The 16,769-nt window shown below is 60.6% G+C and carries 16 protein-coding genes; 8 read left to right on the forward strand and 8 right to left on the reverse strand.

Annotated elements, in window-relative coordinates:
- Positions 1-18 precede the first annotated feature (18 nt).
- On the forward strand, positions 19-1,113 hold the full coding sequence (locus tag ACOOHD_RS04210; RefSeq protein ID WP_420460318.1) for an endonuclease/exonuclease/phosphatase family protein: 1,095 nt from the start codon (positions 19-21) through the stop codon (positions 1,111-1,113).
- Between the two features lie 24 nt (positions 1,114-1,137).
- Positions 1,138-1,938, forward strand: a complete 801-nt coding sequence (locus tag ACOOHD_RS04215; RefSeq protein WP_420460319.1) for a hypothetical protein — start codon at positions 1,138-1,140, stop codon at positions 1,936-1,938.
- A gap of 1 nt (position 1,939) precedes the next feature.
- On the opposite strand, the gene ACOOHD_RS04220 is transcribed toward ACOOHD_RS04215, so the two are convergent.
- Positions 1,940-4,603 carry an AAA family ATPase gene (locus tag ACOOHD_RS04220; protein ID WP_420460320.1) on the reverse strand — a complete coding sequence of 888 codons (2,664 nt, stop codon included), beginning with the start codon at positions 4,601-4,603 and terminating at the stop codon, positions 1,940-1,942.
- 157 nt (positions 4,604-4,760) lie between these two features.
- Here ACOOHD_RS04220 and ACOOHD_RS04225 point away from each other — a divergent pair, with 157 nt between their 5' ends.
- Genes ACOOHD_RS04225 through ACOOHD_RS04245 form a run of 5 tightly spaced genes read left to right on the forward strand, consistent with a single transcriptional unit; the run spans position 4,761 to position 8,384 of the window.
- Positions 4,761-5,231, forward strand: coding sequence for a ribonuclease H-like YkuK family protein (locus tag ACOOHD_RS04225; protein ID WP_420460321.1), 471 nt, complete (start codon positions 4,761-4,763; stop codon positions 5,229-5,231).
- A gap of 52 nt (positions 5,232-5,283) precedes the next feature.
- Entirely contained in the window at positions 5,284-6,075 is a 792-nt protein-coding gene (locus tag ACOOHD_RS04230; protein WP_420460322.1) for a M20/M25/M40 family metallo-hydrolase, read from the forward strand.
- The gene (locus tag ACOOHD_RS04235) at positions 6,065-7,015 is read left to right on the forward strand and encodes a DUF4421 family protein (RefSeq protein ID WP_420460323.1); all 951 of its coding nucleotides are present in this window, start codon (positions 6,065-6,067) and stop codon (positions 7,013-7,015) included. Before ACOOHD_RS04230 ends, ACOOHD_RS04235 begins: the two co-directional genes overlap by 11 nt.
- Before the next feature lie 7 nt (positions 7,016-7,022).
- Positions 7,023-7,394: a hypothetical protein gene (locus tag ACOOHD_RS04240; protein ID WP_420460324.1), complete on the forward strand. Its 372-nt coding sequence runs from the start codon at positions 7,023-7,025 to the stop codon at positions 7,392-7,394.
- 54 nt (positions 7,395-7,448) lie between these two features.
- Complete coding sequence (locus ACOOHD_RS04245; protein ID WP_420460325.1) at positions 7,449-8,384, forward strand: hypothetical protein; 936 nt, start codon at positions 7,449-7,451, stop codon at positions 8,382-8,384.
- A gap of 106 nt (positions 8,385-8,490) precedes the next feature.
- Here ACOOHD_RS04245 and ACOOHD_RS04250 read toward each other — a convergent pair whose 3' ends face one another.
- The 4 genes from ACOOHD_RS04250 to trxA form a co-directional block, all read right to left on the reverse strand.
- Positions 8,491-9,258 (reverse strand): succinate dehydrogenase/fumarate reductase iron-sulfur subunit, encoded by a 768-nt coding sequence (locus tag ACOOHD_RS04250; RefSeq protein ID WP_420460326.1) that lies wholly within the window; start codon positions 9,256-9,258, stop codon positions 8,491-8,493.
- 8 nt (positions 9,259-9,266) lie between these two features.
- Complete coding sequence (locus tag ACOOHD_RS04255) at positions 9,267-11,261, reverse strand: fumarate reductase/succinate dehydrogenase flavoprotein subunit (protein ID WP_420460327.1); 1,995 nt, start codon at positions 11,259-11,261, stop codon at positions 9,267-9,269.
- A 35-nt stretch (positions 11,262-11,296) separates the two neighbouring features.
- Entirely contained in the window at positions 11,297-11,995 is a 699-nt protein-coding gene (locus ACOOHD_RS04260; protein WP_420460328.1) for a succinate dehydrogenase cytochrome b subunit, read from the reverse strand.
- A 217-nt stretch (positions 11,996-12,212) separates the two neighbouring features.
- Positions 12,213-12,539, reverse strand: a complete 327-nt coding sequence (gene trxA, locus ACOOHD_RS04265; RefSeq protein ID WP_420460329.1) for a thioredoxin — start codon at positions 12,537-12,539, stop codon at positions 12,213-12,215.
- Positions 12,540-12,632: 93 nt separating this feature from the next.
- On the opposite strand from trxA, the gene ACOOHD_RS04270 reads away from it, so the two are divergent.
- The gene (locus ACOOHD_RS04270; protein WP_420460330.1) at positions 12,633-13,733 is read left to right on the forward strand and encodes a DUF3810 family protein; all 1,101 of its coding nucleotides are present in this window, start codon (positions 12,633-12,635) and stop codon (positions 13,731-13,733) included.
- Here the strand turns inward: ACOOHD_RS04270 and ACOOHD_RS04275 are convergent.
- From ACOOHD_RS04275 to ACOOHD_RS04285, 3 genes are read right to left on the reverse strand one after another with little or no spacing between them, the layout of a single operon-like run.
- Positions 13,710-14,597 carry a hypothetical protein gene (locus ACOOHD_RS04275; protein WP_420460331.1) on the reverse strand — a complete coding sequence of 296 codons (888 nt, stop codon included), beginning with the start codon at positions 14,595-14,597 and terminating at the stop codon, positions 13,710-13,712. The genes ACOOHD_RS04270 and ACOOHD_RS04275 overlap by 24 nt on opposite strands.
- 9 nt (positions 14,598-14,606) lie before the next feature.
- Positions 14,607-15,461, reverse strand: a complete 855-nt coding sequence (locus ACOOHD_RS04280; RefSeq protein ID WP_420460332.1) for a septal ring lytic transglycosylase RlpA family protein — start codon at positions 15,459-15,461, stop codon at positions 14,607-14,609.
- A 36-nt stretch (positions 15,462-15,497) separates the two neighbouring features.
- A complete protein-coding gene (locus ACOOHD_RS04285) occupies positions 15,498-16,763 on the reverse strand; it encodes an aspartyl protease family protein (RefSeq protein WP_420460333.1) in 1,266 nt (421 codons plus the stop codon).
- Positions 16,764-16,769: the final 6 nt, after the last annotated feature.

The raw sequence follows: 16,769 nt of genomic DNA on the forward strand, positions 1-16,769 counted from the left end.
GCCGCGTACTTTTGCACCATGCGTCGTATGTGGAAGTTCCTGCGCTGGCCGCTTCTGCTCTTGCTACTCTACGTGGGGGGGCTATTAGTGTACGGAACCGTGACCGACTGGCAGCCCCGGGGTGCCACCGTCTTACCGCCCAGTCACGCCCCGGCGGGCGCGCCGGAGGTGATCCAGGATAGCCTGCTAACCCTCACTACCTGGAACGTCGGCTACGGCGGACTGGGGGCCGAGGAATACTGGTACTACAACCGCGGCGATTTTTTCTGGACCGAGCTGGGCAAGGCCAGGGCAAGGCGGGAGCACGTGGACAGCTACGTAGCCGGACAGCAGCTCACGCTGCAGAATACGCAGACCGATATCTGGCTACTGCAGGAAATAGATAGTGCCAGCCGTCGGAGCTACTACATCAATGAGCTGGCCCAGGCCCGCGAGACCCTGCCGAATTACGTAGCCTACTACGCTACAAACTTTCAGGTCAGACGGGTACCGCTGCCGATCTTTCAGCCCTGGGATCACTACGGGGCGGTGCAGAGCGGACTCGTGACCCTGAGTCGTTACCAGCCCGCCGCGGCCGAGCGGCTCCAACTTCCGGGGGAGTTTCCCTGGCCCACGCGACTGTTTCAGCTGGACCGCTGCGCCCTACGGCAGGTGTTCCCCACCAGTTGGGGTAAGGAACTGGCCCTGTACAACGTCCACCTTTCGGCCTACGACGAGGATGGGGCCGTGCGGCGGCAGCAGATGGCCTACCTGCGCGAGCGGGTACTGACGGACTATGCGGCGGGCCGTTACGTCATCGTGGGGGGGGATTGGAATCAGCTTCCCCCGGGCTTCAACTGGTTTTCCCTTAATCCGACCGTGGAGGAAACCCAACTGCCCCCCGGCATTGCCTTCGACTTTCTACCCCCGGGGTGGACATGGGCCTACGATCCGGGCATGGCCACGGTACGCCGAAGTGACGATGTCTTCGACCGTCACCGGAGCCAGGTCAGCCTCATCGATTTCTACCTTACTAGCCCGGACATTCGGTTGCGGCAACTCAAGACCATCGATCAGGCCTTCCGCTTCAGTGACCACCAGCCAGTCTACCTGGAGGCCGAACTACTCAGGTAGCTTGCCGTTAAGGCCTGCATGAACATGCACTACACCACCCTAGTATTCAGTTTATTGCTGCTTGCCGCCTGCCAAACCAATCCCGCCACGGGGGGCAGCACGGGAAGTACGCCAACTACAACACCTCTGGAGGACGACAATCCCCCGGCCGACGGCTTCGACGCTGCGGGCTCCGATGCGCGGGCCATCGCCATCGCCGACAGCGTCGTCAAGTACCACGGGGGCCGGCGGGCTTACGACGACGCCCGCTTCTTTACCTGGAATTTCTTCAACGTGCGTACCCTCACCTGGGATAAGGAAGAACAGCGCGTGCGCATCGAGGTGCCGGATAAGGATATCGTGTACCTGCTCGACTACAGCAACGACGACCTTACGGGGGCCGTGCGGAAGGAGGGGGAGGAGATGACTAACCCAGATAGCCTCTCGCTCTACCTACAGTCCGCTAATTCCATGTTCATCAACGATAGCTACTGGTTGGTGCAGCCCTTTAAGCTGAAGGACAGCGGGGTCACCCTCAAGTACGTGGGGGAGCAAACCGATCCCCTTAAAAACCGCCCCTCCGAGGTACTCGAGCTCACCTTTCGTGACGTGGGCGACACCCCGGGCAACCGCTACCGCCTCTTTGTCGACCAGGACAGCTACCGCATCAATACCTGGCAGTTTTTCCGCGATGCCGCCGATGCCGAGCCCAGTATGGAAACCCCCTACGACGGCTACCGGGAGTACGATGGGATCATGCTGAGTGGCGATCGTGGAGGCCGCTTCCAACTGGGCAACATCGCAGTGACCGATGAGATGGACGAATCGGTATTTACCGAATTTTAGGCTAGAAGCCGATCCGTTTACGCTGGATGGACAGCTCCCGGGTATCAAGTTTGAGGTGTTCGACGTCCACCTTTAGGATCTTTACCGAAGGGGGTTTTCCCCCCAATGCTACCTCTTCGGCCTTGCGTAGGTCATGGCGGCGCAGGATGTCGATCACCAACTGCCGCACCGTACGGGCATTGCCGAAGTAGGCATCCCGGAATTTATGTAGGAACCGCAGGTAGCTCTCCAGGTGGGTGCGGGCCGAGGCGGTGAGCTGCGCCCGCTGCTGGCGAAACATACGGTCGGCGATCTCCAGGAGTTGTTCCGCACTGTAATCTTCAAAGCGCAGAATCTTGTCGAAGCGGCTGCTTAGCCCCGGATTAGCCTTCAGAAAGGACTCCATGTTGTCCGGATAGCCGGCCACGCAGACGAAGAACTCACCGCGCTGGTCCTCCATACGCTTTAGCAGCGTTTGTACGGCCTCGTCCCCGAAATCGCCGCGCTGCGAGGTACTGGACTGCGTCAGGGCGTAGGCCTCGTCGATGAAGAGTACCCCGCCGATCGCCTCCTCGATTACCTTGGTGGTCTTTTCGGCCGTTTGCCCCACGTAGCCTGCCACGAGGCCCTGTCGGTCGGTCTCGACGATGTGTCCGCGTTCGAGGATGCCGAGGGCGCTGTAGAGTAGGGCCAGGATACGGGCTACGGTAGTTTTGCCGGTGCCTGGATTACCGACCAGTACCGTGTGGAGCTGGAAGGCGTTGAGCACGTCGCGGCCGGTCTTGCGGTAGTACCGTACTAGACGTACCAGCTCGTGCAACTGGCTCTTGACGCTCTCCATACCCACTAGTTGATCCAATTCCTCTAGGGTGGCAGCGAGTAGTGCTTCGTTTACGGGTATGGCGGGCCGTTCGGTGCTGCGAATGGATTTGATGGCCCGCACGTCCGCTAGCTGAATGGTACTCAGGGCGTCGTCGGTATGCGAAGTGCCGGATTCGTCGCGGGACATCAGTCGCAGGGCCATTTGCACCTTGGCTTTTTCCAGCAGGTCGTGCACGTAGCGCGCATTGCCGAAGGAGCGATCGCGGCTGCGGAAGGCCTGCGTGATGGTCTCGTCCAGTAGGGCTTTGGCCTCCAGGGTAGGATGTACCCCGAGCTGCTCGGCAGCGTAGTCCGCAATTTGACTAAGTTCCTGCGGTAGGAAGTTACGAAACTCGTAGTGGTGTTTGAAGCGCGATTTAAGTCCGGTGTTGCTGTCCAGGAACCGACTCATTTCCTCCGTGTAGCCGGCTACTACGACGGCTAGGTCGCCCGGGCCGTTGGACATCTCCTTGACGAGGATCTCGATGACCTCGCGGCCGAAATCCTTACCATCGTCGTTGCTGCGGGCTAGGGCGTAGGCCTCGTCGATGAAGAGTACCCCGCCGCGGGCGCTTTCGATGACCTCCCGGGTTTTGGGGGCAGTCTGACCGATGTATTCCCCCACCAGATCGACCCGGTCGGCCACCACGGTGTGCCCCCGGCTCAGCAGGCCCATCTTCTTATATAGCTGGCCCATCATGCGCGCTACCGTGGTTTTTCCCGTACCGGGGTTACCGCTGAAGACGGAGTGCACCTCAATGCCGGTATCCATGGCAAATCCACGCTCCTGCCGCAACTGTAGGAATCGGATGTAGACCGCGTGGTCCCGCAGCTGCTTTTTGACCTCCTGTAGCCCGATGAGGGCGTCGAGCTTGGCCATGATGTCCTCGAAGGTGCTGTTCTCCTCCGGCTCCGCTCCCAGTACGGTGCCCCGTTTTTGGCCGGGTAGTAGTACGGCGGGAAACCCAACCTGGGCCTCGTCCCCTACCGTAAAGGGCACCGAGGCGATCAGGCTATCCAGGAAGACAATGTCTGCCGTGTAGGCATTTTCGCGCCATAGGTTGGGGGTGGCCGCGCCCCAACCGGCGGTGAGTTTGATGAGTTCCTGCCCGGCCTCTACCTGCTGCAGGCGGGCTACGTGGCCCTTTAGCTCGCGGGCCTCGTTCAAGAACTTGGTGAACAGTTCGAGCTGCCAGGCGTGGGCCGGTTGCTTGTTTTTGAACTCGAGTTCCAGGTAAACGTAGCGGGTATCCTGGCTGGCAAAACTACGCAGGTATACCCGGTCGTCGGCCGTCACGTCGTCGTAGGGGCCCTCGTAGAGCTTGACCGAGTTTAGCTCCAGGTAGTCATCGCACACGCGGGATTTCCGGTTGCTCCCCCGGTCATCGCTGTCCAGCGAGCTTTCTTCCGCCTCGATGAGGTAAAAGTACTTGGAGCCCACCCGCTGGCCGTCGATGTAGGCCTCCCAGAAGTAGGTGCCGGCCTTCCAGAAAGAGCCTCTTTTCTGATTGCCCCAGCCCTCGCGCAGGTACACTACGGCATCAAACTTGCTGACCTCCTTGTCGATGGTGAGGCTACATACTTCCTGCCTGCCCTTTTCCTCCGTACGAAAGCATTTTAGGTTGACGTGTAGCGACCAGTCGGCCTCGTCGAAGCGCTTGTTGAATACCGAGAGCTCGGCGTAAATGTAGGCCGTTTCGAAGCGGTCGAAGACCTGACGGTACTTCTTGTGGTTGCCCCACAGGTACTCCGTGGAGTTGTACACCCTCAGCTCCTTGAACTTGAAGGGGACCGTCGAAGTGGGTTGTTCCTGGCTCTCGCGCATACCGGGTAAAGTAAGCGTTTATTGGGCGAAGGTGCAAAAGCGGGGCAAATGTCGGAAACTTAACCCTGCGGCAACTTTCGGCCCTAAGCTATTGGTTACCTTCACGCTACGCAAGTCCCCAAATGCCGCACCGATGAATACTAAGGCTCTAACGGATATGAAATGGCGCCGTTACGACGGCCGCCGGATCGAGCAACCCATCGCGGAGGCCGTCGAGGCCACGGTGGTCAAGGAGCGCGCCGACGGGCACCGCCTCAAGGTGTGTATCGGCACCGATAGCCAGGTACGTGGCGGCACGGTCGAGTTTGCCACCGTGATCGTCTTCCTGCGGGAGAAGCGGGGTGGCTTCATGTTCATCGCCAATTACAAGAGCGAAACCAGAATGAGCCTGCGCGAGCGCATGATTCTCGAGGTAGGCCGTTCCGTGGAGATTGCCTACGCCCTCTGTGGTATCCTGGACCGCCACGACGTCGAGCTCGAGGTACACGCAGACATCAATACCGACCCCCACTTCCAGAGCAACGTAGCGCTGAAGGAAGCCATGGGCTACATCCTTGGCATGGGCTTCGTGTTTAAGGCCAAACCCGATGCGTTTGCCAGCTCGGCCTGTGCCGACAAAGTTTGCTAAACCGGCCCGGTAGGCGCATCGTATCTTCGGTCTCCTAACCGAATAACTACCGATGCACCTACTTGTCTTTATTCTGATGGGTATCACCCTGCCCCTCTGCGCCCAGACTGATTACGCCGCCACTGCCGAGAGCGCCAATGCGCTGGCCGACGAGGTCATCACCTGGCGCCGTCACGTACCAGGCGGAGCCATGGCGGCCAGCAATAGCTTCCGTATCGAGGTGAAGGGCAAACAGGCCCATGGCTCTACCCCCTGGGCCGGTGTCGATCCCATCACGGCCGCCGCCCAGATCGTGGTGGGCCTTCAGATGATCGTGGCCCGGCAAACTGAGCTCACCAAGGAGCCGGCCGTGATCAGCGTCGGTAAAATCGAGGGCGGCGTACGCAGCAACATCATCCCCGAAGAGGTCACCCTGATCGGTACGATTCGCACGCTGGATGAGGAGATGAAGGAAGAAATCTTCGAACGGATCCGCCAGACGGCTACCTCCATTGCCGAGAGCGGCGGAGCCAGCGCTGAGGTAACCATCGACGAGGGCTACCCGGTGACCTACAACGATCCGGCTATGACCGCCCGCATGCTCCCTACTGTGCAGGCGACGGTGGGAGAGGAGAATGTACACCTGGTCCGCCCCATCACTGGCGCGGAGGATTTCTCCTTCTACGCCAAGGAGGTGCCCTCCGTGTTTCTGTTTCTGGGGGGAATGGACCCCGCAATGGACCCCGCCGAGGCACCCGGTCATCACACTCCGGATTTTGTGATCGACGAACGCAGTCTCACCTACGGGGTACAACTTTATACTAACCTAGCGTTGGACTACCTAAATGGACAGCATGGTAAATAGGCAGTGGGTACAGGTAGCGCTCCTAGGTGTTCTCCTGCTACCGTGTGTACCCCTTGCTGCCCAGCTCGACTCAACCTTTGTCGAGACCTTCGGCAACTTCAGCCGGATCAACGGTGGGCTGCGCTACCGGGATAACTCCGCCGTATTCTCCGTAGCCGATCAGGAACAACTCTACTTCACCAACCGTAGCCTCGATCTGCGCCTGGGGGGTAGGTACAAGTGGCTGGGGTACACCTTTAGTATACCGGTAAGTGATCTGGGCACCGGCTCAGACCTGGGGGATGCCAAATCCTTGGGAGTTAATTTACAGGTGTACCGCGACAAAGTGTACGGTAACCTAAACGTACGCCGTACGACCGGCTTCGAGCGCGATATGGTAGGGGAGGAGCCGGTGTTCCAAAAAGATATCCGCTTCATCAATGCGCTGCTGTACGGCTTTCGCATTCTTAATTCCAACCGCTTCAGCCTGCGCTCCAGCTTCCGGGTACGGAACCGACAGCTCAAGAGTGCCGGCTCTCTCCTGGTCGGTGGTGCCGTAGCCCGGCAGGTACTGACCGCCGACAGTCTCCGTCTGCCGCTACGCGACGTAGGCAGTACCGACATCAATCGCTTTGCCCAGACCAAGGTGGGTGCCGGAGTGGGGTATGCTTACACCTTTATCTTCGGTCGCTTTTGGTTCGTTACGCCCCTGGTCATCGCCGGGCCGGAGCTGCGCTTTATTGATTACGATCCACTGGGTAGCGACCGCGAGATCGAGCGCGTGCGCCTGAGCGCCCGGGTGCGGAGTCGGCTGGCCTTCGGGGCAAACGGTCACAAGGTCTATGCTTCCATTATTGCGGCTTACCTACCGAGTATCGATGAGAGCGACAGCTTCGATACCCGCGTCAGCGAAACCCAACTCGAGCTCGTCATCGGCCGCCGGCTGGGTGTCGATAAATAGGTCCGCCATGTACGTACTCGTTTATGTGTTCGCCGCCGTACTCCTCCTGGCCGGACTTTATCACTTCATTAACCCGCAGTTCTACCACCCCTTCATGCCCGACTGGTTCCCTAAGTCGCTGGCTAATGCTGCGGGCGGACTGGCGGAACTACTGATCGGTGTAGGGCTATTTATTCCCGCCACCCGCCAGCTCAGTCTCTACGCCGCAGCCGGGCTAATGCTCGTCTTTCTACCCCTACACGTCATCGACCTGGCCCGCGCCCGCCCGGTCATCGGTAGTAAGGTGATCGCTATCTTTCGGCTCTTGCTACAGTTCGTCCTTATCGCCTGGCTCTACCACGCGGCCAGAACATACGGGGCGGGGACGCAGGTACAATAAAATAAAGCGCGCCGTAGCACGGTTGTGGTTACCGAGCGCAAACGATACGATGCTATGGATTCGACACTCAGCGAAAGCGAACTCCGGGGCGACCGGGTAGGTAAGGTTGCCGCCTTCATTGCACTGGTCCTGGTGATTATGTTACTGATCGCCAACCTGTTTTCTTACCAAAACCCGCCGCCCGGTCAACCCGGTATCCTGGTGAACCTGGGTTTCGTGGATACGGGACAGGGGGATGATAATGCCGCAGCGCCCACTACACCGCGGCCCGATCCGGTGCCTAAACCCACGCCGCCCGTACCCGCGGCCCCGCCCCCCCCACCCGTCGCCGTGCCCGAACCTAAGCCACAGCAACGCGAGGTCGTCGTAACGGAAGACCCCGCCGCCATCGCGCTGCGCAAGCAAAAGGCCCGCGAGGAAGCCGAACGCCAGGCCGAGCGCCGCCGCGAACAACAGGAGGCCGCCGAACAGCGCCGCCGCGAACAGGCCGAAGCCGCCGAACGCCAACGGCAGGCCGATGCCGCCGAGGCCGCCCGCCGCGCCGAAGCAGAAGCCGAACGCAAACGACAAGCGGAAGCCGATGCGCTAAAGGGACAACTCGGTGGCTCCTTCGGTACTGGTAGCGGAAACGGGAATACCGGTAAGCCCGGTAACCAGGGCGTGAACGACGGCGATCCGAATGCCGACCGCCTCAGTGGTATCTCTACCGGTAGCGGACGCGTCAGTGGTGGTCTGGGCGGACGGGGTGTGCTGGCCTCTCCCCCCGTGCGGGAGAACTCTCAGGCCTCCGGGGTCGTGGTAGTGGATGTATGCGTCAATCCTGACGGACAAATAACCAAGGCCAATTACACCCAGAACGGCAGTACGACGGCCGATCCTAGCCTGGTAGCCGCCGCCATCAAAAATGCCCGGCAGTGGCGCTTTGCCGCTAATACCCTAGCTCCCGCCGAGCAGTGCGGACGGATTTCCTATAACTTCAAGGTGCAGTAATCGGGCTATTCTAGTTCAATCCCTATTATCTCTCCGCCGGCAAGACCAATGCATCTCGGTCTTTGATGCCAAGGTAGTCTAAAGCGGCCGCAGGGTAGCCGCAGTCCTAGATTTCGACCTTCTCGCTACCCAGGCTAGCACCGATGTACTGGCGGTTAAGCCGAGCGATGTGCTCTACGGAGATGGCCTTGGGACACTGCGCCTCGCAGGCGGTGATATTCGAGCAGCGACCGAATCCCTCGGCATCGTGCTGAGCGATCATACGCTGTACGCGGCTGGCGGCCTCGACCTTACCCTGAGGAATCTGCGCCAGGTGGCTCACCTTGGCGGCCGTGAAGAGCATGGCACTCGCATTGGGGCAGGCCGCCACGCAGGCTCCGCAGCCGATGCAGGTAGCCGCATCGAAGGCGTGGCTGGCCTGGTCTTTTTCGATGGGGATGGCGTTACCATCCTGTGCCTGACCGGTATCCACGCTGATGTAGCCACCGGCCTGGATGATGCGGTCAAAGGCATCGCGGTTCACGACCAGGTCCTTCACGATGGGAAAGGCCCGGGAGCGCCAGGGCTCGATGGTGATCGTCTCGCCGTCGCGGAAGTGGCGCATGTGCAACTGACAGGCCGTAGTTTGCTGCATCGGACCGTGGGCGTAGCCATTGATGACCAGCGAGCAGGTACCGCAGATGCCCTCGCGGCAGTCGTGCTCGAAGGCGATGGGGTCCTCCTTGAGGTTAATAAGCTTTTCGTTGAGCACATCCAGCATCTCCAGGAAGGACATGTGGTCGTTTACCCCATCCAGGTCGTAGGTCACGAACTGGCCCTTGGCGTACTTGCCGCCCTGGCGCCAGACCTTGAGTTTCAGTTTCATATTATCCATGACCGGCATTATTTGTAGGACCTGGTTTTCAGCTCCACGTTTTCGAAAATGAGTTCTTCCTTGTGCAGGATGGGGTCATTGTCATCCCATTCCCAGGCGCTGACGTAGGCGTACTCATCGTCGCGCCGCAGCGCCTCGCCCTCCTCGCTCTGGTACTCCTCGCGAAAGTGGCCACCGCAGCTTTCGTTGCGGTCCAGGGCATCGAGCATCATCAACTCGCCGAGCTCCAAAAAGTCGGCTACGCGGAGGGCTTTTTCCAGCTCGGGGTTGTATTCCTTGATTCGTCCGGGCACGTACACATTGGACCAGAATTCCTTACGTAGTTCGCGAATCATCCGGCGCCCCTTCTGCAGGCCCTCGGCGTTGCGGGCCATGCCGCAGTACTCCCACATGATCTTGCCGAGCTCGCGGTGGAAGGTCTCGGCGGACTTCGTACCGTTGATGCCCATGATCTTGTCGATGCGGGCCTGCGACCTAGCTTCCTGCTCTTTGAAGGCTGGGCTATCCGGATCTACCTTGGGATTGCGGATTTCCTTGGAGAGGAAGGTGCCGATGGTATAAGGAAGGACAAAGTAGCCGTCGGCCAGGCCCTGCATCAGGGCGGAAGCACCGAGACGGTTAGCGCCGTGGTCGCTAAAGTTGGCCTCGCCGATGGCGAATAGGCCGGGGATGTTGGTCTGTAAATTGTAGTCCACCCAGAGCCCGCCCATGGTGTAGTGGACGGCGGGGTAGATCTTCATCGGCATCACGTAGGGGTCCTCGCCGGTGATCTTTTCGTACATCTCGAAGAGGTTGCCGTACTTCTCCTCAATCACGCCGACGCCCAGCTCGCGGATGCGCATGTCGTCGGCATTATACTCATTCAGGCTGTGGGCGCGCGACTTTCCGTAGCGCTCGATGGCGGCATCGAAATCAAGGTAGACAGCCAGGCCGGTGGGGCTCACGCCGAGTCCCTCGTCGCAGGCGGTCTTGGCGGCCCGACTGGCGACGTCGCGCGGCACAAGGTTACCGAAGGCCGGGTAGCGGCGTTCCAGGTAGTAATCGCGGTCGGCCTCGGGAATGTCGAGCCCAGTCTTCTTGCCCTCGCGAATGGCGGCGGCATCGTCCTGTTTTTTCGGTACCCACACGCGGCCGTCGTTGCGCAGTGACTCCGACATCAGGGTCAACTTCGATTGGTACTCACCGCTGACCGGGATGCAGGTGGGGTGGATCTGCGTAAAGCAGGGATTGGCCATGTAGGCCCCCTGCTTGACCGCACGCCAGGCGGCGGAGCCGTTGGAGTTCATGGCGTTGGTCGACAGGTAGAAGACGTTGCCGTAGCCCCCGGTACCCAGCACGACGGCATGGGCGGCGTGGCGCTCCGTCTCGCCGGTGAGGAGGTTACGGGCAATGATACCGCGGGCCTTGCCGTCTTCCATCACCAGGTCGATCATCTCGTGGCGGTTGAAGAGTTGGACGTTGCCCAGACTGATCTGGCGCGAGAGCGACTGGTAGGCACCGAGTAGGAGTTGCTGACCGGTCTGGCCACGGGCGTAAAAGGTGCGCGAGACCTGCACGCCGCCGAAGGACCGGTTTTGAAGCAAGCCCCCGTAGTCGCGGGCAAAGGGCACGCCCTGCGCTACGGCCTGGTCGATGATGTTTACGCTTACCTCAGCCAGGCGGTGTACGTTGGCCTCCCGGCTGCGGTAGTCACCGCCCTTGATGGTATCGTAGAACAGGCGGTAGACGCTGTCCCCATCGTTCTGATAGTTCTTGGCAGCATTGATACCCCCCTGTGCGGCGATGGAGTGGGCGCGGCGCGGACTATCGTGGAAGGTGAATACCTTGACATTGTAGCCCAGCTCTCCGAAGGTAGCGGCGGCGGCACCGCCGGCCAGTCCGGTACCGACGATGATGACCTCCAGACGGCGCTTATTGTTGGGTGCCACTAGGGGCATGGACGATCGGTACTGCTTCCATTTTTCGGAAAGCTCACCTGGCGGGACGTTAGGCTGAAAGGGCATGTGTCAGTGGGTTGGGGTAGGGGAGGGAGGTAAGGTTAAAGAACGCCCTCGTGGCGCAGGTACATGATCACGGGGATAACCGCAAAACCAAAGGGCACCAGCACGGCGTAGGTCCAGCCCAGGGCCTTAATGAAGGGGGTATACTTTTTGTGGTTGAGCCCCAGGGTCTGGAAGGCAGAACGGAAGCCGTGCCAGAGGTGAAAGGCAATGAACACCATCGATACTACGTAGAAAAGCACGATCCATGGATTTTCGTAGGTCTGACTCACTAGAGCGTATAGATCCTTCGCATCCGCGTACCCTTCGGCGGTAAAGGCACCTATGCTGTCGGTAAAGTGCATTTGGGCCCAGAACTGCACCATATGGACGATGATGAAGGCCAGAATCACCAGCCCTAAAGAGCCCATGTAAATCGAGTTTTTACTCTCGCCGGCCGTACGGTAGCGCTTAACGGCGTAGTCCACGGTACCACGGGCCTTCTTGTTCTGAATCCAGAGGTAGGTACCCTGAATGGCGTGTAGTAGGATGAAGGCGTAAAGGCCGTAAGAGGTAAGCTTAATGACCGGATTGTTAGTCATAAAGTAGGCGTAGGTATTGAAGCTGTAACCCTCATCATTGGCCATGATGAGCTGCAGGTTGCCGATCAGGTGGACCAGCAAAAAGGTGATCAAAAACAGCCCGGTCAGCGACATGATGACCTTCTGGCCGATGCTGCTGGATAGGAACCTACCCATCCAACCAATTGATGAAACGCTACGATTTGCGGTGCTTGAAGCCATGCGCTAAAACTATATTTTGTAAAGGGAAAGCAAAGCTAATAGTAAATCGCTATACCACTGGACTGGTTGCCCGGAGAGGCCCGGGGGGCGGGTTATTTAGACTACGTCCATATAACAACGAAACCCCGACACTGGACGAGTGCCGGGGCTTCGTATTTAGCGGACGGGCGACCTAGGCTGCCTGCAGCTGAGCCTCGATCTTTTGGGCCAGGGCCTCCTTAGTAGCGAAGCCTACGTGCTTGTCAACCACCTCCCCGTCCTTGAGGATCAGGATAGTGGGAATATTGCGCACGCCGTACCGCTGGGTAAGCTCGGCGTTTTCGTCTACGTCTACCTTGGCGATCAAAGCCTTGCCGTCGTAGTCCCTAGAGAGCTCCTCGACCACGGGGCCGATCATTTTGCAGGGACCACACCATTCGGCCCAGAAATCGACCAGTGCAATGCCCTTCTTTTCGAGGACCTCTTGCTGGAAGTTGCCGTCGGTGAGTTGGAATGCCATTGTGCTATAGTTTAAGTTTGTGCAAATCGCACGACACTTAAACGCGAGGCTACCACCATTGGTTGAGCCCCCCGCCGTGTCAGCCCACCGTACGTGACGCATTCCCACTCCCCCCCGCACCAGCGCCCCCGCCGCCCCCCGACGTTCCTGCTACTGCTGCTGGTAGTGGTGGTTAGTGTGCTCTTACGGGTCGTGCTTCCCCCCGCGCTGATCGAAACGTACTACAGCCGGGGGCTCTTTGTGGCCGTGCGTGTTGTGCTCGACTATACGGTGGGCCTGCTGCCCGTTCCACTGTTCTACCTGTTCTGGGTTGGGCTGCTGGCATGGCTCGTAGTGCAGTGGCGGAGCTTCCGGGGCTGGCTGCGGTTGCTGCGGCGCACTGCCTGCGGACTGCTCGGGCTGATCCTGGCCTTCCTTTGGATCTGGGGTTACAACTACGGTCGGGTACCCGTAGAGACGCAGCTCGGGTTTCCGCTCTACCGGCCCAGTGTAGAAGAACTGCGGGAGCGCGTTTACGCTACGGCCGAGACGCTGGCGGACCTTCGCGCCGAGCTTACCCAGGATACCCTGGCCCTACAGGAAAGTGTGTTTCCGCAGGATCTAGAGACGGCGGTCCGCCCGCTCGTAGCAAAGACGCTGCACGCCCACGGCTTCGGCGCACCCGGCCGACCGCGGGGCTGGGAGCTGCTGCCGCGGGGCATTCTCCTGCGGCTCAGCACCGCCGGCGTGTACTGGCCCTGGGCGGGGCAGGGTAACATCGATGCCGGACTGCACCCCCTACAGCGACCCGCCGTGCTGGCCCACGAACTCAGCCATGCCTATGGATTTGGCGACGAGGGCAGCTGTTCCTTCTGGGCAGTGTTGGCGGCCGAGCAGACCCAGGACCCCTTGCTCAGGTACACCCTTGAATTAGCCTACTGGCGAACCATCGCCGGTCTGCTCCGCTATGCTGATCTGGAGGGTTACCTGACCTGGCGTAGCGAACGACTCGACCCTGGCATCCGCAATGACCTGGAGGCCATCTACGAAAACGGGGCACTCTACGCCGATATCGCGCCCGTACTGCGCGACGCAACCTATACCGTATACCTGAAGGCCCAGGGCATCCACGAGGGCCTGCTCAACTACGGTAGGGTGGTGGAGTTGGTGGAGGGCTACCGCCGCCGCGACCTAAGGCGTGAGGGTAAACACTAGGTCGGTACCCCCGGTGGCTCCGTAGAAGCCCGTCCCCCCGGCGATAAGCCGTCCGGGATCTAACCCGAGGCGGGCCAGGTGCAGACTTATCGCTGCCGCGCGCTGCGTACTGCGGCGGTAGGCAGCGCGCGGATCTCCCCCCTGACTACCTACGTGGCCTACTACAAGGACCCGCGCGCGGGGATAGGCGCGCAGCGTGGTGGACATCTCCCGCAGGAGTTGCTCCCCGGCCAGCGTGAGGGTATCGGACGTACCGAATAGCAGCTCGTCGGCCAGCCTAAGGGTGACCGCCGGCTCGGTCGCCGAGGCGGTAAGGGTATAGCCGGTATCCGCGGCAGCCAGCAGCACCTGCCGCAGCTCTTCGGCCAGGCGGTCGCGGGTCGCGGCGGGGGCCATGGGATCTTCCCCTCCCCCCTTGGCCTGGACCGTCGCGGCGGTGGGTAGGCTCGCCAGTCGGGCCTCCCGGGCGGATAGTTCCCGCTCCCGACGTTCGAGAGCGGCCTGCTGATCAGTCAGCTCGGCGCGTAGGGTAGCAAGTGCCCGTTCGGACTCCGGCTGCGCGGTGGCCAGCCGGCCCTCCTGGGCGACCAGTTGCTCGTAGCGGTCGCGGGTGGTGCGGAGTTGCTGCTCCAGGGCACGGTTTGTGGCGGTCAGGTCCTCAATCTGCCGCAGTTCGCTGCGCTGACTCCGGTCGGCCAGCGTGATACTGTCGCGGGTAGTTCGCAGTTGCGCTCCGGCCAGGCTATCGGCGGCCAGGCTTTGGTTGCGGTAGTAGTTGCGTTCGGTGACCAGGGCATCGTACTGCGCCTGGGGTACACAGGCCGCTAAGGCAAATAAGAGGGTGAAGAGAAAAAGTAGCTTCATGGTGTATGTTTAGGGGCGGCGATCTAGCTCCACGGTAAAGCCCGCAATCCCGTAGCGTTGCTGGAGACTACCGGCGTAGTGTTGGGCACTGGCCTGATCGTCGAAGGGCCCCAGCACGACCTTGTAGGTAGCACCGCTGCCCCGTCCGAGCTTCTGTAGGAGCACGTCGTCGAAATACTGGGCCCGTAGCTGCACCACCCGGTCCATGGCCGATTCCAGAGAGGCATAGCTACCTACCTGCACCCCGTACTGCCCCCGCGCGGGCTGATCCAGCGCAACCTTGTAGATGCCGGGCCCGAAAGTCGCCACCGGACGGCGCGCCGGCGTAATCACGGGTGGAGGCGTCGGTGTAGGTGATGGAGCAGGTGCCTCGGTTTCCTGCGTAACGGGTGGGCGGGAAGCTGGCGGCGGATTGTAGGCCGGTGGGTCGTAGGCCGGTGGGTCGGGGCGCACTTCCACGCGAGGCTCCGGAGCGGTGGGCGGACCTACATTGGGCTGGTCCGGCGTAGAGAGCAGCGTAACCTCCACCGGCGCGGTCCGCTCGCCCAGTATACCGAGCTCCTGAGCCGCCCGCTCGCTGAGCTCGATGATGCGCCCGCGGATGAAGGGGCCCTTGTCGACGATACGTACCGTGACCGTGCGGCCGTTGTCCTCGTTGCGTACCCGTACGGTACTGTTATAGGGGTAGGTCTTGTGGGCAGCGACCAGTTCGGTTTTATCGTACACTACCCCGTAGGCGGTCTCGGCGCCGTCGTACTCCGTAGCGTAGTAGCTCGCCAGGCCACTCTGTGTATCGCCTACCAGTTGGGCAGTAACCCAGCCCGGCAGTAGGAACGATAAGGCAAGTACGACTAGCAGTTTCATGCCATGGGGTAAGGTGCCCGCCCGGGGCTTTGTTCTTTAGATCAGGTCCTCCAGCACGAAGGTAAAGTCCTCCAGCCGCCCGCCGCGGTACACCCGAACGCGGATGCGCCTACCGGCCTTTCCCTCCAGTTTACGTACGATGCCTTCCAGACTCATGAGACTGGTAGGCACGCCATTTATCGCTCGCAACCGGTCGCGCACCAGGATGCCCGCGCGGTCGGCCGGACTCCCCGGCACCACGCTGCTCACGCTGTACTTGTTGAGGTTGTCCCCGCCGGCCAGTACGCTGATGCCCGAGCGGTCGTAGGCAAACTTTCGCTTATAGGCCTTACCCTCCGGGCGCAGGTACACCCGCTGACTGACGTAGTCGACCACCACGGTAAACCGCTTCAGGATACGGTTGCCCAGTATGCCCTCGCGCTGGTTGAGAAATTTCATCTCTACGGTATCGACCTCCTGAAAGTAGGTAATTACATTGCTTAGCCGTCGGTCAGCCAGGTTCACCACCCGACTTCGGCCAACGCTACCCTCCATCGTGCCGCCTAGCCCACTGGCAATATAGGCCGGGATGGTTTGTTCCGGCAGATCGCTACCCATGGCCTGCGGGTAGGTATGCATCAGCAGGCTCAAGCCCGCCCCGGTGTCCATGAGCAGTCGGCGGACGGTGGTACTGTCCCGTAGCACCCCTACCTGGATGTTTAGGTAGGGCCGGTTGCGGATAAAGGTGGTAGGCACCTCGACGAATTTCCTGCGGATACGAAACTTAGCTGGGTCGTGCAGGGTCATCACCTGCCGCCGGAAATTGAACTCCACTACGAAGCGCATCAGAAAATCTCCCCCCAGGATCCCGTGAATGTTGGTACCCGTGATGCGCTCGAAATTGAAGTAGTTCTCCTCCAGCACCAGTATCGTGCGGTTACGCGCTAGCAGCCGATCGGCTAGGCGCAGACTCACTCCCGTAGCCAGGTGGGCCGTAAGCTCGGTATTCACGTCCGCCCCCCGCACCTGGAAGCTCCGCCGGTAGCTGACCTGTAGGGCATCGGTCATGGTGCGGTCGAGTAGCACGGTATTTTCCGCCCCCGTGTCGACGATGAAGCGCAGCGGCATCTTCCCGTTGAGCAGTACCGAGATGACGATGAAGTCGTTCTCCAGATCGAAGGGAATCTCAATGTCGCGGTAGTTGCCCAGCACCTTCATATCCAGCCGCTGGGCCGAAAGGACCTGCACTCCACACAGTACGGCCAGCAGTACGAGCAGGGAAGCGCGGACGCGGGTGCAAAGTGGGTGGTAGGGCGGCAACATTTTCCT

The organism is Neolewinella sp., from assembly GCF_965214665.1.
GTDB lineage: Bacteria > Bacteroidota > Bacteroidia > Chitinophagales > Saprospiraceae > Neolewinella.